General features: G+C 68.4%; 16 protein-coding genes and 1 pseudogene. 8 read left to right on the top strand and 9 right to left on the bottom strand.

Annotated elements, in window-relative coordinates:
- Nucleotides 1-4 precede the first annotated feature (4 nt).
- Both IPG97_13820 and IPG97_13815 read right to left on the bottom strand, forming a co-directional pair.
- A pseudogene (locus IPG97_13820) lies at nt 5-4,553 on the bottom strand (DEAD/DEAH box helicase).
- A 75-nt stretch (nt 4,554-4,628) separates the two neighbouring features.
- Nucleotides 4,629-5,096, bottom strand: a complete 468-nt coding sequence (locus tag IPG97_13815; protein MBK6857586.1) for a cupredoxin domain-containing protein — start codon at nt 5,094-5,096, stop codon at nt 4,629-4,631.
- A 65-nt stretch (nt 5,097-5,161) separates the two neighbouring features.
- Between IPG97_13815 and IPG97_13810 the strand changes: the two genes are divergently transcribed.
- Entirely contained in the window at nt 5,162-5,833 is a 672-nt protein-coding gene (locus tag IPG97_13810) for a metal-dependent transcriptional regulator (GenBank protein ID MBK6857585.1), read from the top strand.
- On the opposite strand, the gene IPG97_13805 is transcribed toward IPG97_13810, so the two are convergent.
- A complete protein-coding gene (locus IPG97_13805) occupies nt 5,776-7,920 on the bottom strand; it encodes an AAA family ATPase (GenBank protein MBK6857584.1) in 2,145 nt (714 codons plus the stop codon). The two genes, IPG97_13810 and IPG97_13805, sit on opposite strands and share 58 nt — an antisense overlap.
- A 117-nt stretch (nt 7,921-8,037) precedes the next feature.
- Complete coding sequence (locus IPG97_13800; GenBank protein ID MBK6857583.1) at nt 8,038-8,301, bottom strand: hypothetical protein; 264 nt, start codon at nt 8,299-8,301, stop codon at nt 8,038-8,040.
- Here IPG97_13800 and hemE point away from each other — a divergent pair.
- The 3 genes from hemE to hemG are packed head-to-tail and all read left to right on the top strand — an operon-like array spanning nt 8,300 to nt 11,950.
- On the top strand, nt 8,300-9,376 hold the full coding sequence (gene hemE / locus IPG97_13795) for a uroporphyrinogen decarboxylase (protein ID MBK6857582.1): 1,077 nt from the start codon (nt 8,300-8,302) through the stop codon (nt 9,374-9,376). The genes IPG97_13800 and hemE overlap by 2 nt on opposite strands.
- A 35-nt stretch (nt 9,377-9,411) precedes the next feature.
- Complete coding sequence (gene hemH, locus IPG97_13790; GenBank protein MBK6857581.1) at nt 9,412-10,398, top strand: ferrochelatase; 987 nt, start codon at nt 9,412-9,414, stop codon at nt 10,396-10,398.
- Between the two features lie 7 nt (nt 10,399-10,405).
- Nucleotides 10,406-11,950 (top strand): protoporphyrinogen oxidase, encoded by a 1,545-nt coding sequence (gene hemG, locus IPG97_13785; protein MBK6857580.1) that lies wholly within the window; start codon nt 10,406-10,408, stop codon nt 11,948-11,950.
- A 347-nt stretch (nt 11,951-12,297) separates the two neighbouring features.
- Here the strand turns inward: hemG and IPG97_13780 are convergent, their stop codons facing one another.
- Nucleotides 12,298-13,542, bottom strand: a complete 1,245-nt coding sequence (locus IPG97_13780) for a hypothetical protein (protein ID MBK6857579.1) — start codon at nt 13,540-13,542, stop codon at nt 12,298-12,300.
- A 136-nt stretch (nt 13,543-13,678) separates the two neighbouring features.
- On the opposite strand from IPG97_13780, the gene lnt reads away from it, so the two are divergent.
- Nucleotides 13,679-15,256, top strand: a complete 1,578-nt coding sequence (lnt, locus tag IPG97_13775) for an apolipoprotein N-acyltransferase (protein ID MBK6857578.1) — start codon at nt 13,679-13,681, stop codon at nt 15,254-15,256.
- On the opposite strand, the gene IPG97_13770 is transcribed toward lnt, so the two are convergent.
- From IPG97_13770 to IPG97_13760, 3 genes are all read right to left on the bottom strand, one after another.
- Nucleotides 15,204-15,656, bottom strand: coding sequence for a D-tyrosyl-tRNA(Tyr) deacylase (locus IPG97_13770; GenBank protein MBK6857577.1), 453 nt, complete (start codon nt 15,654-15,656; stop codon nt 15,204-15,206). The genes lnt and IPG97_13770 overlap by 53 nt on opposite strands.
- Before the next feature lie 63 nt (nt 15,657-15,719).
- The gene (locus IPG97_13765) at nt 15,720-16,541 is read right to left on the bottom strand and encodes a sulfite exporter TauE/SafE family protein (GenBank protein MBK6857576.1); all 822 of its coding nucleotides are present in this window, start codon (nt 16,539-16,541) and stop codon (nt 15,720-15,722) included.
- A gap of 3 nt (nt 16,542-16,544) precedes the next feature.
- Complete coding sequence (locus tag IPG97_13760) at nt 16,545-17,945, bottom strand: MBL fold metallo-hydrolase (protein ID MBK6857575.1); 1,401 nt, start codon at nt 17,943-17,945, stop codon at nt 16,545-16,547.
- Between the two features lie 252 nt (nt 17,946-18,197).
- Here IPG97_13760 and IPG97_13755 point away from each other — a divergent pair, with 252 nt between their 5' ends.
- Both IPG97_13755 and IPG97_13750 read left to right on the top strand, forming a co-directional pair.
- Entirely contained in the window at nt 18,198-18,467 is a 270-nt protein-coding gene (locus IPG97_13755) for a metal-sensitive transcriptional regulator (protein MBK6857574.1), read from the top strand.
- Nucleotides 18,468-18,541: 74 nt separating this feature from the next.
- Nucleotides 18,542-19,801, top strand: a complete 1,260-nt coding sequence (locus tag IPG97_13750; protein ID MBK6857573.1) for a glycosyltransferase family 4 protein — start codon at nt 18,542-18,544, stop codon at nt 19,799-19,801.
- 45 nt (nt 19,802-19,846) lie between these two features.
- Here IPG97_13750 and IPG97_13745 read toward each other — a convergent pair whose 3' ends face one another.
- On the bottom strand, nt 19,847-21,451 hold the full coding sequence (locus IPG97_13745; GenBank protein MBK6857572.1) for a GMC family oxidoreductase N-terminal domain-containing protein: 1,605 nt from the start codon (nt 21,449-21,451) through the stop codon (nt 19,847-19,849).
- A 67-nt stretch (nt 21,452-21,518) separates the two neighbouring features.
- Here IPG97_13745 and IPG97_13740 point away from each other — a divergent pair, with 67 nt between their 5' ends.
- The gene (locus tag IPG97_13740; protein MBK6857571.1) at nt 21,519-22,274 is read left to right on the top strand and encodes a methyltransferase domain-containing protein; all 756 of its coding nucleotides are present in this window, start codon (nt 21,519-21,521) and stop codon (nt 22,272-22,274) included.
- Nucleotides 22,275-22,276 lie beyond the last annotated feature (2 nt).

Genomic DNA, 22,276 nt, shown 5'->3' with positions numbered 1-22,276 from the left:
CCGGTCATCGGTTGCGAAGGACCAGACCCTTGTAGCCGTCGGTGAATCCGGCCCTTCGCAACACGTCGGCCACAGGAGACTCACGGGCTGGTGCCCCGTCGATGCGAATGATCTCCAGGCGACGCCGCCGTCCGGACCGCACCACCTCGGCCAGCGCCTGAGCCCAGGTGATCGCGCCGTCGGAGCCGAGCCCCGAGTCGGGGAAGGTGAGCAGGCTCCTCCCCCCGCGCTCCACGTAGGCGACCGCTTCGCCCGCGACCAACACCACCAGGCTGCCTGCGCTACGAGCCGGCCTGCCTTCGGTGGAGGGCCAATCCAACGCGGCGCCGTAGGGCTGGGCCGGGTCGGTGGCGGCCAAGACCAGCGGAACCGACGATGGGGGCGAGTCTCGAACATCTCGCAACCGGTCCACCGCGCCTGGTACCGCGAACTGGGCCGCACCCAGGCCGGCCACGAAGTAGCCGCGCCTGATCTTGCCCTGGTCCTCCATGGCCTTCAGCACCGGGTACACCCCGGCGAAGCCACCCTCTATGCCCTCGGCCAGCGCCGTTTCCCTGGTGAGCACCCCATAACGCTCCAGCAGCTGCATGGCCTGGGCGTGGGCCACCTCGGTTCCATTGACCGCGGCCCGGCCCGGAGCGGGGAGGCGCAATGGTTCCACCAGAGACCACCGGCCGGTGGCCGACGGCGGGCCCAACCTGGACAATCGCCCCGGGCGGGGACGGGCGCGCGGGGCTGCACGCCTGGCGGCCACCGACCGCGAACCCGCTGCGCCCGACACGTAGGCCCGGACCGGGGCGAGCGAGTCGTTGGTCACGGCACCAGCCCAAACCAGATCCCACAGGGCGGCCAGGACCACGGGTTCCTCGTAGTCGGCCTCAACCGCGGCGACTGCCCGAACCAGATCGTCCCAGAACGAGGCGCCGCGTTGCTCCATGTGAGCGTGGATGGCCCGATGGGTGGGCTGAGTCAGAAGGTCGGCCAGGGCCTCGGGGTCGGGAACAGGGATCAAGGTCTCCACCTGGTCCCGGAACACCAGCCGAACGCGGCCATCTCCCGAACCAAGGGCCCCGGCCCCAACCCACACCACCTCACCCGAGGTGCACAGGGCATCAAGATCGGCCGACCTGTATTCGCCCAGACGGAGCCCCAGGACATCTACCTCAAGGATCGACGCCGGCACGGCAGCACCGGCGAGTACTCCGAGGGTCTCGACCAGCTCGTCTTGCCCTTGCCTGACCTGGCTCTCCCCTGGCCGCCCCAAGCCCTGCCATGCGGGAAGGAACCGCCCTAGGGCGGCGGCGTCGACCGGCTCGATCTCGCTGCGGAGAGCAGCCAGCGAGCGACGCCGGATCTGGCGCAAGACATCGGGGTCGCACCACTCTCGGCCCGAACCGCCGGGTCTGAACTCACCTACCAGCAGCCGTCCGTCTGCCACCAGATCATCGAGGGTTCGGCTCACTCGATCCATCGGTATGCCGAGGCGACGGGCCACCTCGCCCCGCTCGAAGGGGCCGTGGGTGCGGGCGTAGCGGATCACCAGATCGTGGAGTGGCGCATCCACCGGGTCGGTGAAACGCGGCGGGTAGTCCCGGAATGACGTTGCAGCCCAAGCCGTCACGGAGCCTGGCCGCGTCCTCGGCAGCAGCGAAACGGGCCTCACCGGCCACCATCACCGATATTGCCCGCTTCTCCTGGCCCAAGGTGGCCAGCCAATTCGGCACCTCGGAGGCGGAGTCTGCGGCCGTCCTGGCCTTCACCTCATCCAGCGACAACGGGCCAAGGACCCGCAACAGGTCCGCCACCTCGTGGCGGTCCCGTGCCACTCGGGATGGGACGAGGCGTTGGAGTTCGAGCTCGAGGTCGGTGAGAGCGGCCGGATCGAGCAGCTCGCGCAGCTCCTCGCCTCCCAGCAGCTCGCGCAGCAGGTCCCGATCGAGGGCAAGTGCCGCGGCGCGACGCTCGGCCAGGGGCGCGTCTCCTTCGTACATGTACACCGCTATCCAGCCGAACAGGAGGGACTGGGCCATGGGCGATGCCTGAGCCGTGTCGACGGCGACGACGCGGATCTTTCGGCTGCGCAGGTCCCCCAGCAGTGACCGGAGAGCAGGCAGGTCGAAGACGTCGTTGCAACACTCTCTCGTGGTCTCCAACAACACCGGGAACGTCGGGTGGTTGGCGGCCACGGCCAGAAGATCTGCCGCCTTCTGGCGTTGTTGCCACAGCGGCGTGCGGCGATCGGGGCGACGTCGGGGCAACAACAACGATCGTGCCGCCGCTTCCCGGAACCGTGCCGCGAACATGGCGGTGGTTGGCAGGTGCGTGACGATCAGGTCGTCTATCTCTGCCGGGTCGACCTGGAGGAGATCGACCGGAAGTTGGTCCACAGCCTCTGGTAGTCGGACCACGATGCCGTCGTCGCTCCACAACAGCTCGACCTCAACCCCCCACTCGTCGGCCAACCGGGCGCGCAGCGCCATGGCCCACGGGGCGTGCACCTGAGCGCCGAAAGGGCTGAGGATGCAAACCCGCCAGTCTCCGATCTCGTCGCGGAATCGTTCGACGACGATGGTCCGGTCGTCTGGCACCACCCCGGTGCTTGCTGCCTGATCGGCCAGGAATCCCAGCAGGTTGGAGGCGGCCCGCTCGTCTAGGTCGTGACCAGAGCGCAAGGTGGCCATAGCCTCGGCGGGGGGCTGGGACCGCACCTCTCGCACGAAGGCTCCGACCGCTCGACCCAGCTCGACCGGACGCCCCGGGCCATCGCCGTGCCAGAACGGCATCCTCCCGGGCAGACCAGGGGCAGGGGTGACGACCACCCGTTCGGGGGTGATGTCTTCTATCCGCCAGGTCGAAGCCCCGAGCAGGAACGTCTCCCCCACCCGTGACTCGTACACCATCTCCTCGTCAAGCTCGCCGACTCGGGTGCCGTCGGGCAGGAAAACGCCGTATAGGCCGCGGTCGGGGATGGTTCCCCCGCTGGTCACGGCCAACCGCTGAGCTCCGGGCCTGCCGGTGACGGTTCGACCAGCTCGGTCCCAGATGATGCGAGGCCTCAGCTCGGCGAACTCCTCGGAGGGGTAGCGCCCGGCCAACATGTCCAGAACCGCCTCCCACACATCTGATGTGAGCTCGGAATAGGGCGCGGCACGCCGAACCAGGTCGTACAGGTCATCGACGTTCCACTGGTCCAAAGCGCAGGCCGCCACCACCTGTTGGGCCAGGACGTCGAGCGGGTTCCTCGGGTAGCGGGTGGTCTCGATTAGGCCGTCGTGCATGCGCCGGGCCACCACCGCCGCCTCCAGTAGGTCGGCCCGGTGACGGGGGAACACCCGTCCTCGGCTCGGTTCGCCCACCTGGTGTCCGGCCCTGCCGATTCGTTGCAGGCCACGAGACACCGACCCTGGAGATGCCACCTGGATCACCAGGTCGACGGCGCCCATGTCTATTCCCAGCTCGAGCGACGAGGTGGCGACCAGACCTTTGAGGGTGCCCGACTTCAGTTCATCTTCTATTACGAGGCGGCGTTCCCGAGACAGCGAACCGTGGTGGGCCTTGACCAGCTCCACGCTCTCGGGGGGAGCGCCGACCGCCTCCGAGGAGGTGAAGCGGGGGGCCTCTCCACCATCCGCGCCGTCGCTGGCCGCAAGTTCGTTCAACCGGGTGGCGAGACGCTCCGCGGTACGCCTTGCGTTTACGAAGATGAGGGTGGAGCGATGTTGGTTGACCAGATCCAAGAGCGCGGGGTGCATGGCCGGCCAGATCGATCGGGACGGAGTGGCACCCTCTGGGCCGCTGTCTCGAGGGAAGGCCATGTCTTCGACCGGCACCACCACCTCTAGGTCGAGTTCTTTTCGGCTGCCGGCGTCGACGATGGTCACCGGCCGGGGGCTACCGCGGTCGAAGCCGCCAAGAAAGGTGGCGACCTCGTCCAGCGGGCGCTGGGTGGCCGACAGGCCGATGCGTTGAGGTGACTGTTCGCACCGTTGAGCGAGTCGCTCCAGTGTCAAGGCCAGGTGGGTGCCCCGCTTGGTGGCGGCCACGGCGTGGATCTCATCGATGATCACCGCCTCGACGTTCACCAGGGTGTCCCGGGCTGCGGAGGTCAGCATCAGGTACAGCGACTCCGGGGTGGTGATCAGAAGGTCGGGCGGCGTGCGGGCCAACTTGCGCCGCTCATCGGCCGGAGTGTCCCCGGTTCGCATCGCCACGGTGGGAACGTTGACCTCCTGACCTAGGCGGTGCGCGGCGTGGGCTATGCCCACCAGCGGTGCCCGCAGGTTCTTCTCCACGTCTACCGCCAGGGCCCGCAGCGGCGACAGGTACAAGAGCCGGGTACGAGCCGGACCGTCGGGCGCCGGCGTGGTCATCAGCCGGTCGATGCCCCACAGGAACGAGGTGAGGGTCTTGCCCGACCCGGTGGGAGCGAGGATGAGGGTGTGGTTCCCAGACGCGATGGCGGGCCATCCCCGCTCTTGGGCCTCGGTGGGCGCGGGGAATGAGGTTTGGAACCAGGTCCTGACGGGCTCGGAGAACAGGCTCAGCGCGGCGATGACCGCAGCCTACGAACCCCCCACGACAGCGGGGCCGTTCCTGGAACACCGCCACGACGGCGGACCCAGATCTGGTCAGCCGGCGACAGTGGTCGTCGACGCCGTCGATGGATCGGCCACGTTGAGCTGGCCTTCCATGGTGGCGTGAGGGTCGCACACGAAGTCGTAGCGGCCCGGCTCGGTCAGCTCCAGTTCCAGGACCTGCGTGGTCTCACCCCGTTCCAGGTCGGTTCGCTCGTTGACCCCGCCGGGGCCGCTCACGTGGAGGTTGTGGGACACGCCCTGGTCTGCGTTGACGAACGTGAACTCGACCTTGCCCGGCTGGATGTCGAAGCACTCGTGGTCGAAGGCCAGGTTCTTGCCGGTAACGGTCAGCTCGGTCACGCCATCGACCGGAGCCACCGCGATGCACTCCCGTTGGCCGCCGGCCTTGTCTTCACCACTGCACCCGACCAACGCGATCGAGGCCGCCAATCCAACGGCGAGGGCCAGCGAACGCCACGGGGAACGGGTCGACGAGGAGGGCCGGACATGCGTTGCCATGAGACCACCGTACCGACGACGACCAGACGGGCCGAATCGGCTGGCTCGCTCCCTAGACTCCCGGCGTGGCCGCATATCAGACCCCCGAGTACCACCCCGCGTTCGAGGAGTACTGCGAGGCGATCTTCGAGCTCCACGAGGACGACGTCGACGTCATCCAGGCCCGGATCGCCGAGCGTCTCCAGGTGTCGAGACCGGCGGTGTCCGAGATGATCCGCCGCATGGAGCACGAAGGCCTCGTCGAGGTCGACCGGACCATCCAGCTCACCACCGATGGACGGGCCCTGGCCGAGATGGTGGTGCGACGGCATCGGCTGGCCGAGCGGCTGCTCACCGACATCTTGGGACTGTCGTGGGCCGAGGCCCATCAGGAGGCGGGCCGGTGGGAGCACGTGATCTCCGACAACGTCGAGGCCGCCATCATCCGCCTTCTCGACGACCCCACCACCTGTCCGCACGGCAACCCGATCCCGGGGTCGGGCTACAAGGCACCCGACATGGTCTGCCTCAGCGAACTGACCGTGGGTGACGAGTTCACCGTGCGCCGAATCCCCGAGGCCCTCGAGTTCACGCCGGGCCTGCTCGACTTCTTGGAGGAGGCTGCGATCCAGCCCGGCCACGAGGGCACCGTCACCGCTTCGTCACCGGATGGAACGACCACGGTCGAGATCGAGGGTCGTCACATCGGGGTCGGGGCGTTCGCCGCCGAGCGGATCCTGGTGAGCACCGGGTCCTGAGCGATCGGCTCCAGAACGTCGGGGAGAGGCCCGTCGTGGACCACGGTGAGGTGCTTGGTCGAGCGGGTCAGCGCCACGTACAGCGCCCTGGTCCCCTGTGCCTCTTCGTCCAGGATCCCGGTCGGGTCGACGACCACGGTGGCGTCCAGCTCGAGGCCCTTCACGATTCCCACGGGAACCACCGTCACCTGATGGTTCAATCCTCGCTCGGTGGCCACCCCGTGGTCGATGCCGGCTTCGGTCAACGAACGGGCGCACAGCTCCACCCGTGAGGCCGGGCAGATGACGGCCAGGTTGCCGGTTCCGACCGAGGCCAGCTCGGCCACCACGGCGTCGACGACCGCCGGACCGAAGCCTCCGGCCCCGTCGATCCGCGTGATCCGCGGTGGACGACCTCCCTGACGGACCGACCGCGGCGGCGCCAGTTCCGGAGCGGCGTGGGCCAACACCCTGGCGGCCAGCTCCATGTTCGGTTCTGGGATCCGGTAACCGACCGTGAGCTCCTCGCGGCGGGCCGGTCGCCGCGACGGCAACAAGGCGAGGATCTCGTTCCAGTCGGCATGCGCCCATGCCCCAGTGGACTGGGCGATGTCTCCGACCACCGTCATCGACCCGTTGAGCGACCGCCGGGTGAGCATCCGAAGCTGCATCGGTGACAGGTCTTGGGCTTCGTCGACCACGATGTGGCCGTAGGTCCGGATCTCGTCGACGACGTCGAGGTCTCGCTTTAGCCGGGGCTTGGGCCCCAACAGCGACCGTGCCTCATCGAGCAGAGGTACGTCGTCGTGGGTCCACACCACGTCCCCGACGGTTACCGAACGGGGACGGAACAGCAGGTCCATCTGTTGTTCGGGTACATGACGACCAGCGGCGAGGTGCAACAGGCTCCGAGCCCCGAACAGGTCGTGCAGCAACTGGGCGGGCGTGAGCACCGGCCACATGGATTCCAACGCCTCGAACACATCTGGGTGACGGCGGATCTGGCGCCAGAGATCGGTCGGGTCGAGCGGGGTCCGCGATGACTCGGCCATAGCCCGGGCCACCTCACGTTCCACGAAGCGGCGACCGGCGTTGTGGGTGTGGTACCGACGTCGGGCTTCGTGCACTATCCACTCGGACTGACTCACCGTGAGGGTGAGGTGCTGGAGGCCGTGCCCGATACGCAACGTGGATCGCAACGGACGTTTGCGGTCCCGGACCGCCTTGGCCAGGACCTTGGCCATTACGTCGTGACCTTTGAGCCGGGCCACCTCCTCGTGGTCTCGGCCCTTCACCGACACCGGATCGATGAGGTCGGCCAGAACGGCTAGCTCGACGCCAGCTTCACCCAACGAGGGCAGGACCTGCTCGATGTAGGCCAGGAACAGGCGGTTGGGTCCCACCACCAGCACACCCTGGTCCTCCAGCGGGAAGCGGTGGGTGTAGAGGAGGTAGGCGGCACGGTGCAGGGCAACAACGGTCTTGCCCGTGCCGGGCCCGCCCTGCACCACCAGCACCCCGGGCAGCGGGGCACGGATGATCTCGTCCTGTTCGCCCTGGATGGTGGCCACGATGTCGCCCAGCCGCCCCGAGCGAGCCGTCTCCAACGCTGCGATCAGGGCCCCCTGGCCTTGGAGGCCCGATGCCTCACCCAGGTCCAGGGCGTGATCTCCGAACAACTCGTCTTCGATGCCGAGCACCTGGCGTCCCCGGGTGGCGAAGTGACGGCGACGGGCCAGGCCCATCGGTTGACGCCCGGTGGCCCGGTAGAACGGCTCGGCCACCGGCGCCCGCCAGTCGACCACCAGCGGCTCCTGGTCTCGGTCCGATACGGCGAGGCGACCCACGTAGAAGGTCTCGCCGCCGTCGTCGGGTTCCCGGTCGATGCGGCCGAAGCAGAGGGCGGCATCGCCGAGGTGGAGGTGGCTCAGGCGGTGGGCCACGGTGTCGAAGATGACCTCCCGCTCGAAGCGGGCCTGCTCGGTACCACCGGCACCGACCTCGACCATCCCCTTGAGCCGGTTGGCCGAAGTGCGGGCCTCTTCGAGGCATTCGTAGGCCCGGTCGATGTGGGCCTGTTCGGAGGCCAGGTCGGGGTGGATGGTCATGGGTGAAGCGGGTGAATCCGATGTCGGTTCGGCGGTGAACGGGATCGGACCGGCGGGTCAGACCCCGATCAAGGGATCTGCCATCCTAGGCGGTGCTCCGCCTTTCGGCTCGCCTCCTCAGAGCCCGGGGTCCTCGCCGATCTCACGCAGGGCATCGCGTAGGGCCACCCTCAGCCGGCGGGCCCCGACCGGGGTCAGATGGGTGATGAGCCCGGCACCGGCCCGTCCGATCTCTTCCACGGTGAGCACCACCCGTGGTTCGGCGTCGTCGTAGTCATCGGCGATGGCCACCGCCCACGAGGTCTGCTGGAGGTCGGGATCACCGGCCACCACCGGGTCGGCCTCGGCGTCGAAGGGCTGGTCGTCGATGGAGCGGCGCATGGCTACATCCGATCACAGCACCATTAGCCTCGCCGCGATGGTCAGCGCCGACTCACCGTTCCTCCGTGCCTGTCGGGGTGAACCTCACGACCGGGTGCCAGTGTGGTTCATGCGCCAGGCCGGCCGATCGCTGCCCGAGTACCGGGCGATCCGGGGCACCGGCTCCATCACCGAGGCGATCCGCAACCCCGACCTGGCCACCGAGATCACTCTCCAGCCGGTGCACCGCTACGGCACCGATGCCGCGATCTTGTACTCCGACATCGTCACCCCGCTGGAGGCGATCGGCTTCGGGGTCGAGGTGCGTCCCGGCGTGGGACCGGTCGTGGAACGCCCGTTCCGAAGCGAGGCCGATCTGGACCGCATCGTCGATCTCGACGCCCAGGCCCACACTCCCTTCGTGCTCGATACCGTCCGCAACCTGGTGTCGGAGTTGGGTGACGTCCCGCTCATCGGGTTCGCCGGGGCCCCGTTCACGGTGGCCTCCTATGCCATCGAGGGTGGACCGAGCCGCACCTACGCCAAGACCAAGGCTCTCATGTACGGCCATCCCGAGTTGTTCGCCGCGCTACTCGACCGGCTCGCCGACCTGGCCCTGGCATCACTGCGCAGCCAGGTTGCGGCTGGGGCTTCGGCCATCCAACTGTTCGACTCCTGGGCTGGGGCCCTGTGCCCCAGCGACTATCGGCGTTACGTCCTGCCGGCGTCGCAGAAGGTCCTAGGTGGCATCGCCGACACCGGGGTGCCGCGGGTTCACTTCGGGGTGGGCACCGGTGAACTGCTGGGGCTCATGCACGAGGCCGGCGCCGACGTGGTGGGGGTCGACTGGCGGGTGGACCTCGACGACGCCCGGGCCCGTCTGGGAGATGAGGTGGCCCTCCAGGGCAACCTCGATCCGACCACGATCCTGGCCGGTGCCGATGTGGCGGTGGAGCGGACCCGCGACGTGCTGCGACGAGCCGACGGACACCGCGGACACATCTTCAACCTGGGCCACGGTGTGTTTCCCGAGTCGGACCCTGACGTGTTGAAGCGGGTGATCGACACCGTTCACGCCGAGGGTCGGGTGCGGTGACGGCCGCGCCCGCCACTCGGGTGGGGGTCGTGGTCATGGCCTACGGCACCCCGGCCCGCACCAGCGACATCGAGGCTTACTACACCCACATCCGGCGTGGTCGACCCCCGTCACCCGAGCAGCTCGCCGACCTCACCCGCCGCTACGACGCTCTGGGGGGAACATCCACACTGGCCGCACGCACGGCCGACCAGGTGGCGGCCGTGGCCCGGGAGTTGGACCGCCTCGAGCCGCAACGGTTCGAGGTCAGGCTGGGCCAGAAGCATGCCAGTCCGTTCATCGAGGACGCCGTATCGACGTTGGCCGCTGAAGGCGTCGGCCATGTGGTGGGCCTGGTCCTGGCCCCGCACTACTCGGGAGCCAGCGTCGGCGAGTACCAGAATCGGGCCGCCGCGGCCGCCGCCCAGGTCGACATCGGGCATTCGCAGGTGTTGCGCTGGTATGACGAGCCCACCTACCAGGAGTTCCTGGCCACCGCCGTCGTCGATGCCCTCACCGACATGGGTCCATCCACCCAAGTCGTCTTCACCGCCCACTCGCTGCCCGAGCGGGTGCTGGAAGGAGACTCCTACCCCGGCGAGCTGGCGGCGTCGGCAGCGGCTGCGGCCCGGCTCGCCGGCCTGGACGCCTCCCGCTGGTCGCTGGCCTGGCAGAGCGCCGGAGCAACCCCCGAACCGTGGCGGGGCCCCGACATCTTGGCGGTGATCGACGAGCTGGCACGGTCCGGTGGAACCGATGGAATCCTGGTGTGCCCGCAGGGGTTCGTGGCCGACCACCTCGAGGTGGCCTACGACCTCGACATCGAAGCCGCTGCTAGAGCCTCCGAGGCCGGGCTGGCCTTTGGCCGGACAAGGACCCTCAACGACGACCCCAGAGTCATGGCGGCCCTGGCCCGCCGGGTCCAGACCGCCGCCAACTCACCCGTGGCTGGTCAGAACGCTGGTCAGAGCGCTGATCCTGGCTCGGATCCCGGCGCGGGCACCGACCCGCACCAGCCCGGAACTGATGCGAGTCCGACGTGAGTCCGACGTGAGTTCGACGCGGGTCCGACCTGACCATGTCGTGGTGGTAGGGGGTGGTGCAGCCGGGCTGACGGCCGCGTTGCGACTTACCCAGGCAGGGTCCCACGTGACGGTGGTGGAGCCCGGACGCCTGGGGGGAAAGATCCAGACCTCGATGTTCGCCGGTCGACCGGTGGACGAGACCGCCGACAACTTCCTGCTCCGGGTGCCCTGGGCTGTGGCCCTTTGCCACGACCTGGAGATAGACGGCGAACTGGTGTCTCCCCTGGCCCGCCGGGCGGAGATCTTCCTCGACGGGGCCCGGCGACCGATGCCCGAGGGGCACGTGCTGGGTGTGCCCGTCGACCTCGATGCCCTGGCAGCCAGCGGGATCCTCTCGCCCGACGGCCTGGCGAGGGTGGCTCGGGACCTCGAACTGCCGCGATTGGACACCGATCCTCCGTCGGCACCGGCATCGCCCTCGGGCGACGTGGCCGTCGGCCCCTACCTGCGTGGCCGCCTGGGCGACGAGGTGGTGGACCACCTCATCGACCCACTGATCGGAGGGATCAACGCCGGGGATACCTCGAGGCTGAGCCTGGCCGCCGTCGTCCCCCAGATCGACGCGGCCGCCCGAACAAGAGACCCGAGCCTCATCCGCTCTTGTGCCGCCCAGGTGAAGGCGGGAACGTCGACCACCTCATCACCGGCTGCGTCCACACCGGGTACGGCCCCGGTGTTCGCCACCCCCCTCGGTGGCATGGCCCGCCTGGTGGATGCCGTGGTGGGTGCCATGCCCTCCGCCGACCTGCGGGTGGGGGTTGAGGTCCAGGCCCTAGAACCGATTGGCCAAACCGGGGTGACCGGGGAGGTGAGTGGGGTTGGTGGGGCCGGAGGCCAGTGGCTGGCCCACCTCTCCGACGGGTCCACCCTTCTCGCCGATGCCGTGGTGTTGGCCTGTCCGGCCTTCGTCGCTGCATCCCTTCTGGCCGACCTCGCTCCCGGTCCGGCCCGGTTGCTGACCGACATCGATCACTCCTCGATAACGATGGTCACCCTGGCCTTCGACGCCGACGCCATCGACCCCGCCGACGGGCTACCCGAGGGGGTGAGCGGGTGCCTGATCCCCCGCGACCAGGGAACCATGGTGACGGCGGTGTCCTATGGAACCGCCAAGTGGGCGCAGTGGCGCCATCCTGAACGTGACGACATCATCTTGAGGGTCTCGGCGGGCCGGATGGGAGACGACCGCCACCGCGACCTAGATGATGACGACCTCCTGGCCCGCGTGACCGCCGATCTGGACCGCGTGATCGGGGTGAGGGCCGCCCCGACCGAGGTCCGAGTGGGGCGCTGGGATCGGGCCTTCCCCCAATACGCCCCTGGCCACCTGTCCCGCGTCGATGCCATCGAAGCCGACCTGGCCGCGGTGTCGGCCCGTCACCGGGCGGGCCTGGTCTTGGCCGGGGCCGCCCTTCGCGGCGTGGGTGTGCCCGCATGCATCCGCTCCGGAGAGCTCGCCGCCAAGGCCCTGGGCGCGACCTGGCCCACCCGACGCGCTCTTCTTCACTGACCGACCAAACTCGCCCCGAGAACGTTCGACCATCTGGCGAGTTGAAGCAGCAGGACTGGCGGGGGTTCGGGGGCCTGCCTTCCGGCTGATCCAGGCTTAGGAGGCGAGCGAGTGGGCGAGCCGACCCATAAGCACGGCATGGTTCAACCGAGGCCCCCGCGGTCTGATCAACCTAGGAGCGACGACGTGAAGCTGCAGGACTGGGCGGGGGTTCGGGGGCAGAGCCCTTCGTGGCAGAGCCCCCGACCTGCGGAGATCGGCTTTGCCGGTCGCAGCAGCGAAGACGTCGGCCGTCAGGCCGGCGATCGAACTCCACCGGAAGGCTCTGCCTTCCGGCGGATCTAGGACTAGGACACCCAGTGACCGTTGGCCCACATGAGGGTGGTGGCTAGAAGGCCCAGGCCGAAGAAGCGCGGGAGCCAGACCGTGCGCAGCGCGGTCCGGGCCGCCCACACCGCCAGCGGGCCGAACAGCGGGAACACCACCAGCAGGTACCGGCCGAAGCCCTGGAAGGCGCCGCTGGTGATCCAGCTCATGGCGATGATCGTCCCGCCGAACACGCCATAGGCCGCTCCGTAGCGACGCACCACCGCGGGCATCAACAAGATGGCGCCGATGGCCAGGATCCCATGGATGGTGGTGGTGAGGATGTAGGCCGGGATCTCCTCGGTGAGGTTCTGGAAGTACTGGACCTTGAGCAGCGAGCGAATGCTCGGTTCGCTCAACCAGCGTCCCGGTGCCCCGAAGTTGCCCGACGAGAACAACACCGGGTTGTCGAAGCGATGTTGGAAGTACGCCATCCACGCCACCAGCCCCACCCATGACAACAGGACCCAGGCATCGCGGCCGCGAAGCTTGCGGGGCGATATCACCATCGGCCCTAAGACCCACCCGTCGGTGGGTCCGTCTTGGCGATCGGCCTCGGTCACAGCCCGAAGTGCGCCCCGCCGGGTGAGGACCATGACCATGAGCCCCACGGCCACCGCCACCCCGGTGACCCTGGTGGCGGTGGTGACGAGGCCCGCCAGCCCGGCCAACGCCGGCCGATCCGATTCCAGGGCCATGAACGCGGCCAATGCCGTGAACAGGTAGAGGGGCTCGCTGTAGGGGATGCCGGTCAGGTAGATGGTGAACGGATAGAGGGCGAAGAGCACCATGGCCGAGCGGGTGATGGCCTCTGACTCTCGCCGCTCGAACCACGTGGCCACCAGCACGAAGCTGGCTAGGCCGAAAGCGGCAGCGACCAGGAACAAGGCCAGTGGGATCGAACCGACTACCACCGATGCCGCCCTTCCGATAAGGGGGAAGGCGGGGGCGAAGACCACGTTTGACTGTTGTCCGGGCTGGTAGCTGTAGCCGTCTCGAGCGATGGTCATGAACCACCGGGCATCCCAGTGCATGAAGGCGTCGTCGATGAGCGGGCGACCACCGGGACCCCAGAGCCGCCGCCCCACGAAGATCAGAGTGTTGACAGGTAACGCCACCGCCAACCACAAGAGCGCAGCCTGCTTTTGCACCGGGCCGAACCGAAGGGGCCCGAACCTCGGCGGTTCCCCCATCGCAGATTCGGGAGAGGTGACCACCGGATCCATGGCCAGAAGGTACTTCGGACGTCATCGAACCAGACCGGACCGTCAAAGGAGCGGTCTGCAAGGTGGACCGACATGGCGAGTCGAACGGTCCCGCTGACGATGGAGGGCAGCCCGGTGTCGACCAGACTGTCCGCCGATGTCTCACACCTCTGAGCAGGATCCACCGATCCCGACCGCTACTGATCTCGGCGCCGAAGGCAGCGACGCCTCCAGCCGTGGTCCGATGGCTGAGGTCAGGAGCCTGGCGGCCCGACCGATGGTTCGAGCCGTCGGGGTCGGAGTTCTGGTGGCCCTGAGCCTGCCGCCGTGGGGATGGTGGCCGTTGGCCTTCGCCGGGTTGGCACTGGCCGACCGGCTCCTGGCCGGCGCCGGGGCCCGGCAGCGGCTGGGTCGAGGCTTTGTGGCCGGACTGGCGCTCTTCACACCCACCATCTCCTGGATCAGCCAGCTCACCTTTCCCGGATACATCATCGCCACCCTGGCCTACGCCCTGTTCCTCGGCCTGTTCTGTCTGGCGGTGCCCCCCGGTGCCGGTCGCCGACCGGCCATCGTGGGCGCGTGGGTGCTGTGCGAGGCGTTCCGGAGTGCATGGCCCTTCGGTGGCGTGCCGCTGTCGCTCCTGGCGGTGGGGCAGGTCGGCGGTCCGCTGGCGACAATCGCCCGGGTCGGCGGTGTCCTACTGATCGGGGTGGCCACCGTGGCCGTGGGCCTGGCCCTGTCTGCTCTCGTGTCCCGGGACTGGCGGGCCGCGGGCGGAGCCGGCGCCGCCGTGGCGGTCCTGATGGTGATTGCGGTGGTGGCGCCCCAGGGGGAGCCGACGGGCCAGACGATGGATGTGGCCTACGTGCAAGGAGGTGGACCGCAAGGCACCCGGGCCATCAACACCGACGAGCGCAAGGTGTTCGAACGCCACCTGGAGGCCAGCGCCCAGGTCCCTCCCGGACTCGACCTGGTCCTGTGGCCCGAGGACGTGGTCGACACCGACGGCCCGGTACAAGATGCTCCCGAAGGGGCGGAACTGGAGCAGTTGGCGGCCGATCTGGACTCCACCTTGGTAGTCGGCACCGTGGAGGGCGTTAGTGACACCGAGTTCCGAAACTCCTCCCAGGTCGTCACCAGCGATGGCGAGTGGATAGACCGGTACGTGAAGGTGCAGCGGGTACCGTTCGGCGAATTCGTGCCCTTCCGGTCCTGGATAGAGAAGGTGGCCCCAGACACACTGGCGTCCCGGGATGCCACCGTGTCCACCGATTCGGGTCTACTCACCACTCCAAACGCCCCGCTGGCCACGGTCATCTCCTGGGAGGTCTTCTTCGGGCACCGCGCCCGATCGGGCGTGCAGGCCGGCGGCCAGCTCCTCTACAACCCCACCAACGGCGCCACCTACACCGGGACCTTGGTGCAGACCCAGCAGGTGGCGTCCACCCGGTTGCGGGCCATCGAGACCGGGCGGTGGGCGGTACAGGTCTCGCCGACCGGTTTCAGTGCCTTCGTCAGCCCGTCGGGGGAGGTGTTCCAACGCAGCAGCCAGGTGCTAGCCCGCGTCGAGGTACGCCACGACATCCCGCTTCGGACCGGGAACACGCTGTACGTGCGGTGGGGGGACCTTCCGACCCGGGTCCTAGCGGTGGCCCTGGTGGCGGTTGGCTGGGTCCTGCACTTCACACGTCGGGGCGACCGACCTCGACCATCAGCGTCACCGGACCGTCGTTGACCAACTCGACCGCCATGTCGGCCCGGAACCGGCCGGTGGCGACGGTGGCGCCCAATGCCCGAAGCTCAGCCACGAGCCGCTCGATCAGCGGCTCCGCCTGATCGGGGCCGGCGGCCGCCACCCAAGACGGTCGACGACCTCGGGCGGTGTTGCCGTACAGCGTGAACTGGCTGATCACCAGGATCTCTCCGCCGACCTCGGCCACCGGGCGATCCATCCTGCCTTCGGCGTCGGGGAACACCCGCAGGTGCCAGAGCTTGCGGGCCATCTCGACCGCCTCGGCCGGACCGTCGGAATGGGTGACCCCGACCAGGACGCACAAGCCCGCCCCGATGGCCCCCACGACCTGAGCGTCGACCTCGACGGAGGCCCGCGTCACCCGCTGCACCAGCGCCCTCACCGACACCCTCCCAACATCACCGTCGTCTTCGGGCCTCGAGGGTAACCACCGACCGGGGGATGATCAGAGCCAGATGGCATGGGCGGCAGCCGCCGCGTTGGCCACCGCCACCAGGACCAGCAAAGTGGCGAACGCAGTGAGCGACTGCCTTGGTGGAAGCCGGTGGGCGACCAACGAACCGGCCAGGCTTCCCACCACCATCGTGGCGGTGAAGGGCAGGGCCACCGCCCAATCCACGGCGTCGATCCCCCTGAAACCCAGTGCCACCAAGGCGTTGCCCACGATCACCACCAGCGAGGTGCCGATCGCTTGAGGCATGTTCAGACCTAACGCCAAGGTGAGGGCAGGCACGATCACGAACCCTCCTCCCACACCGAACAGACCGGTCATGAATCCAACAGCAGTACCGGCCAACACCACCCTCGCCGCGGCGGTGGGGGTGACGACGACCCGTCCCGAGGGCCCGAGAGTGCTGAGGGGTTTCGGGTCCGAGTCGGCAGCGACGGCCTCTTCCTCGCCCACCCGGGTACAAGACGGGCAGGCGGTGAGCATCCGGTGGGCGGCCACCAAGACCAGGCCGGAGAAGGCCAGCAGTAGGACGTCCCCGTCCATCCGGTGGTTCACCTCGGTGCCCACCCACGAACCGGCGACGCCGGTGGCGACGAAGGCCATAGCCGCTCCCCACCGGACCGGACCGGCTCGGGCAGGGCTTACTGACCCAACCCCGGCCGACACCCCTACGGCAACCAGTGAGGTGGCAGTGGCGGCGGCTACCGACTGGCCGGCGAGATGGGCCAGGACGGGGACGGCCAAGATCGAACCCCCTCCTCCCAGCGAACCGAGGGCCAGGCCGATGGCCAAGCCCAAGACGATGGCCAACGCCAACGGTCAGACCGCCTGGCCCGATGCCGGGAGGGCACAAGGAGCGGCCACACCCAGGGCGTTCGCACCGCCCAGTAGGTCGGACACATCGCTGAACCCGCTGGCCAGCAACAGACTGTTGGCGATCAGTGAACGGGCCCCGCCGGCGCAAACCAACACCACGGGCCGGTCCCGATCCAGCGTGGCCATCTCAGCGCGCAGCTTGGCCAGCGGCACGTTGATTGCACCCTCCACCGGGGCGGCGGCGACCTCACCGGGGTTGCGGACGTCGATGAACTGGAGAATGGCCCCCAGCTCGGTCCGGCGCGTCGCGAGTTCGGTGGCGGTGAGCCGGGACAGGCGGGACGCCCGCTCCGGGTGATCGGTGAGGACGGTCTCGGGTTCAGCCAGACGCCCCACCACCGAGTCGAAGCCGATGCGGGCCAGACGCACCTTGGCCTCCAGCGAGGTCCCCTCGTCTCCGACCAACACGATCGGCGACCCGACCGGGACCACGCTCCCGACCTGTTCGGAGAAGCGACCATCGAGGCTCACGCTCACCGATCCGGCCAGGTGGGCGGCCGCGAAGTCGTCGCTGGTGCGGGTGTCCACCAGCACCGCGCCATTGGCCACCGCGGCGTCGACGGCGGCCAGGTCCAGGCGGGTCGGGGGCTCGTGCTCGTCCAGCAGGGCACGGTCCTGACGGTTCAGAGATGCGTCGTATCCGAAGTAGCCGGGCGCGGTGGGTTGACCTTCGGTGACCAGGTCGATGAACCGATCCCGAGACATGGGTTGGAGTGCGTAGTTGGTCTGGCGCTGGATCCCGATGGTGGAGATGGTCTCGTTGGACAGCGCCTTGCCACAGGCCGAGCCCGCGCCGTGAGCGGGTAGGACGTAGACCGAGTCGGGTAGCCCCATCAGACGGCCCAGCGAGTCGTAGAGGCTGGCGCCCAGTTCGGCGGCCGTGACGCCGACCGATGCCAACAGGTCGGGCCGGCCGACATCCCCGATGAACAGTGTGTCACCGGTGAGAACGGCGACGGGGGCTTCGCCCGGTGCAGGCCGGACCACCAGGGAGATCGACTCGGGGGTGTGGCCCGGTGTGTGCCAAACCTCCACCTCGACGGTGCCGAGCGAGATGGTCTCACCGTCTTGGAGCGGCCGGGAGGCGAACTCGGTGGTGCCCTTCGAGCCCACCGCGATGGTGGCCCCGGTGGCCGCCGCCAGTTCCAGGTGGCCGGAGAGGAAGTCGGCGTGGAAGTGGGTCTCGACCACCCATTCGATGGTGAGCCCCTCAGCGGTGGCGGCATCGAGGATCTCGTCCACGTCCCGCCGGGGGTCTATGGCGATGGCCCGGCCCGTGGCGCGGTCTCCGACCAGGTAGGAAGCCTGGGACAGGCAGCCGAGGTAGAGCTGGCGGATCACCAGGTTGGAGGGAAGCCCCTGCACTCGGCCGAGGTTGTCCAGTCCGGTGCTCGGGGTATCGATGGTGGTCATGGCCGTCCTCCGTGACGGGTGACGAGGCGGGCCGACCCGGCGGGTGCGAGCCGAACGTCGTACCTCTGATTGTGGAGGGTGCCGGTTGAGCCTGCACCCCGATCCCAGTATATACCCCTGGGGGTATCGCTCCAACCGCGCCCCTCATGGGTCTAATACCCCTATAGGTATATGCTGACGCTCATGCGGTTCCCAGACGAAGTGTCCGACGATGTACTCAACCGGCTCCGCCGGGCCGAGGGCCAGGTCCGCGGGGTGCAGCGCCTGCTCGAAGAAGGAGCCGACTGCAAAGACGTGATCACCCAGCTCACCGCAGCCCAGGCCGCCTTGCACCGCGCCGGCCTGCGCCTCATGTCGGCGGGAATGCGCCACTGCCTCACCGACCCCGACGGGGCCGCCGCCGATGGCATGACCACCGAGGCCATGGAAGAGCTGTTCCTCAAGCTCCGCTGAGCTCAAGCTCCCGCCACCGCACCAATCCACGTGGCTTGACCGATGGGTCAACGAACCGGAAGGCTTGTGGGTCCATGGCTTCCGCTGATTCCCCGCTGCGCATCGCTCTCCTCGCCTACCGCGGCAAGCCGCACTGCGGTGGCCAGGGCGTCTACGTGCGCCACCTGTCCAAGGCCCTGGCCGACCTCGGCCACCACGTCGAAGTCCTGGGCGGTCAGCCCTACCCCGAGCTCGATGACCGCGTGCCGTTGGTGAAGCTGCCCAGCCTCGACATCTACAACGAGCACTTCCCCATGCGCATGCCGGGGCTGTGGGAGATCAAGGACTGGAAGGACCTGCTCGAGGTCTCAACCTTCTCGTTCGGGACGTTTCCCGAACCGCTGGCCTTCACCATGCGGGCCTGGGACCACCTCAAGCACCGCAAGGACGAATTCGACCTGGTGCACGACAACCAGTCCCTGGGCTTCGGCCTGTTGGCCATCGAGCGCATGGGCCTGCCCGTCATCGCCACCATCCACCACCCCATCACGGTGGATCGCCGACTCGAGATCGAGCACGCCCAAGGCCTCTACAAGAAGCTCACGTTGCGACGTTGGTACGCCTTCACCGACATGCAGACCGAGGTGGCCCGCCGACTTCAGCGGGTGATCACCGTGTCGGAGAACTCCTTCAGCGACATCGTCACCGACCACAAGGTCGACCCCCACCGCATGCACATCGTGCCCGTGGGCGTCGACCCCGAGCTGTTCGTGCCCAAGCCCGAGATCAAGCGCCGCGCGGGCATGCTGATCACCACCGCCAGCGCCGATGTGGCCATGAAAGGCCTGCGCTACCTGCTCGAAGCGGTGGCCAAACTGCGCACCGAACGACCCGAGGTCACCCTCACCGTGATCGGCCGCCCCAAGGAAGGTGGCGAGTCGGCCCGCACCATCGCGGCGATGGGCCTCGAGGATGCCGTCACCTTCGTGTCGGGCGTGTCCGACGAACGCATCGTGGAGCTCTACGCCGAAGCCGAGGTGGCCGTGGTGCCATCTCTGTACGAAGGCTTCTCGCTACCGGCCATCGAAGCCATGTCCACCGGCATCCCCCTGGTGGCCACCACCGGCGGGGCCATCCCCGAGGTCGTAGGCACCGACGGCGACACCGCCTTCAGCGTGACCCCCGGAGACAGCGGGGCCCTGGCCCACAAGATCGGCTACGTGCTCGACCACCCCCGCGTCGCAGCCCGCGTCGGAGCGGCTGGCCGCCAACGGGTCATCGACCTGTGGAGCTGGCGCCACACCGCCGAGCGAACCGTCGAGCAGTACCGGGCCCGCCTCGACACTCTGAGCTGAGCTGCCCCCACTTTCGCAATCGAGGCGCTCTCGGGGGCTGAACCCCTAACGGGCGTCGGCCTTGATGAGGTCGGCACACTTCTCGCCGATCATGATCACCGCAGCGTGGGTGTTGTTGGACGTGACCTGAGGCATCACCGATGCATCGGCGACACGCAGTCCCTCGATGCCCCGGACCCGCAGCGACGGGTCGACCACCGCCATGGGATCTGAATCGGGCCCCATCTTGGCCGTGCCACAGACGTGGTACTCGGTGTCGGCGTGGTTGCGCAGCGTCTCTTCGATCTGGCGGGGGTCGTTGCGGTCGTAGGGAATCAACATCTCCCCCCGATAACGGTCGAACACCGGGTCGGCCATGATGTCCAAAGCGATCTGTGTGCCCTTGACCAGGGTCTCCATGTCGTAGGGATGGCTGAAGTAGCGAGGGTCGATCAACGGGGCCACCCGGGTGTCGGGACTGGCCAGACGAACCTCGCCGATGCTCTGGGGCCGGGCCAGCAGCAGGTGGGCCGAATACCCGTGACCCAGGTGCAGCTTTCGACCGTGATCGTCACCGATCCCGACGATCAGCTCCATCTCCATGTCGGACACCTCGATGTCCGGGCTGGTCTTGTAGTAGACGCCGGACTCGGCGGCACAGCTGGTGATGAGGCCGGTGCGGTGGCGGCGCCACTTCCACATGGCCTTGAGGAGCGTGCCGACCCCGACCGGCGAGATGCCCACAGTGTGATCGGGGACCAGCGCCTTGTAGATCAACAGGGCCGAGATGTGGTCCTGGAGGTTCTGGCCCATCCCGGCGATGTCCAGCACCGTGGTGATGCCCAGGCTCTGGAGGTGGGCACCGGGCCCCAGCCCCGAGGCCATGAGTATCTGGGGCGTGCCGAAGGCACCCGCCGACATGACTACCTCACGCCGTGCCGACACCGACTCGGCCCGACCGCCGCGTTCGTACTGAACACCCGTGGCGCGCCGGCCGTCGAAGGTGATGCGGGTGATGTGGGCCCCGGTCCGCACGTCGAGGTTGGGACGATCCAAGTTGGGGTGGATGAAGGCGGCGGCCACGCTGTGGCGTTCACCGTCCTTCTGGGTGACCTGCACGTGGTAGCAGCCGTGGTGTTCAGCCCCGTTCAGATCCGGGTTGAAGGGTATGCCCTGGTTCTGACACGCCTGGAGGAACACGTCGTTGAGTGGGCTGGGGCTGCGGAGGTTGGTGACGTGCAGCGGTCCGTCGATCCCGTGGAACGGCGAATCCCGGTGGATGGCGTTGCACTCGGACTTCTTGAAGTACGGGAGGACATCGTCGTATCCCCAGCCCGGGTTGCCGAGCTCGGCCCACCGGTCGAAGTCCGACCGGTGACCCCGGGCGTAGATCATTGCGTTGATGGTGCTGGATCCACCCAGGGCCTTACCCCGCGGTTGAAACCCCCTACGACCGTTGAAGCCGGGCTGGGGAACGGTCTCGTAGTTCCAGCTGTTGATGCCCCGAGGCATGGCCACCGTGAAGCCAAGAGGGGCCCGGATCAGCACGTCGCGGCCCTCCCCGCCGGCCTCCAGGAGACACACCCGCACCGAGGGGTCCTCGCTCAGACGGCTGGCCACCACGCAGCCCGCCGAACCTCCGCCCACCACCACGAAGTCGAACTCGTCCACCGGCGCACGGTACCTCGTTTCCCCCCGCTTGACCCATAGGTCAACGACCGTGAAGGCTGTTGGACTCATGCTCACCGTCGATTACGCCCGCCTGGGCCTCCAGCCCGGCGACCGGGTCCTCGACATGGGGGCCGGGGCCGGGCGCCACGCCTTCGAGGTGTTCCGCCGCGGCGCCCACATCGTGGCCCTCGACTACAACCTGGCCGACCTCAAGGACGTGACCGGCTTGTTCGGGGCCATGGCCGAGGCCGGAGAAGTTCCCGACGGTGCCAGCGCCGCCACCGTGAACGGCGACGGCACCCGCCTCCCGTTCCCCGACGACACTTTCGACCGGATCATCTGCTCAGAGGTGATGGAACACATCCCCGACGACGCCGCCGCCGCCCGCGAGCTGGCCCGGGTGCTCAAGCCGGGCGGAACCCTGGCCGTCACCGTCCCGACCTGGCTGCCCGAGAAGGTGTGTTGGGCATTGAGCCACGAGTACCACGCTCCCTTCGTGGAAGGTGGCCATGTCCGCATCTTCACCGAAGCCACCCTGCGCCGCCGGTTCCGAGACGCCGGCCTCAAGCCGGGCGAGGCCCACCACGCTCACGCTCTGCATTCGCCGTACTGGTGGCTCAAGTGCGCAGTGGGCCCCACCAACGACACCCACCCTCTGGTTCAGGCGTACCACAAGCTCTTGGTGTGGGACATCACCTCGGCCCCTCCGCTGACCCGCTGGACCGAGAGGATCCTCAACCCGGTTCTGGGCAAGAGCTTGGTGCTGTACGCCACCAAGCCCAACGGCACAGAACCCTCCCGAGCCCGAGCAGGGGCAGCCTGACC

The sequence above is a fragment of the Microthrixaceae bacterium genome (assembly GCA_016702505.1).
Classification (GTDB): domain Bacteria; phylum Actinomycetota; class Acidimicrobiia; order Acidimicrobiales; family Iamiaceae; genus Aquihabitans.
Note: the sequence above shows the minus strand (reverse complement) of the source record. Positions and strands in the feature narration are given on the sequence as shown.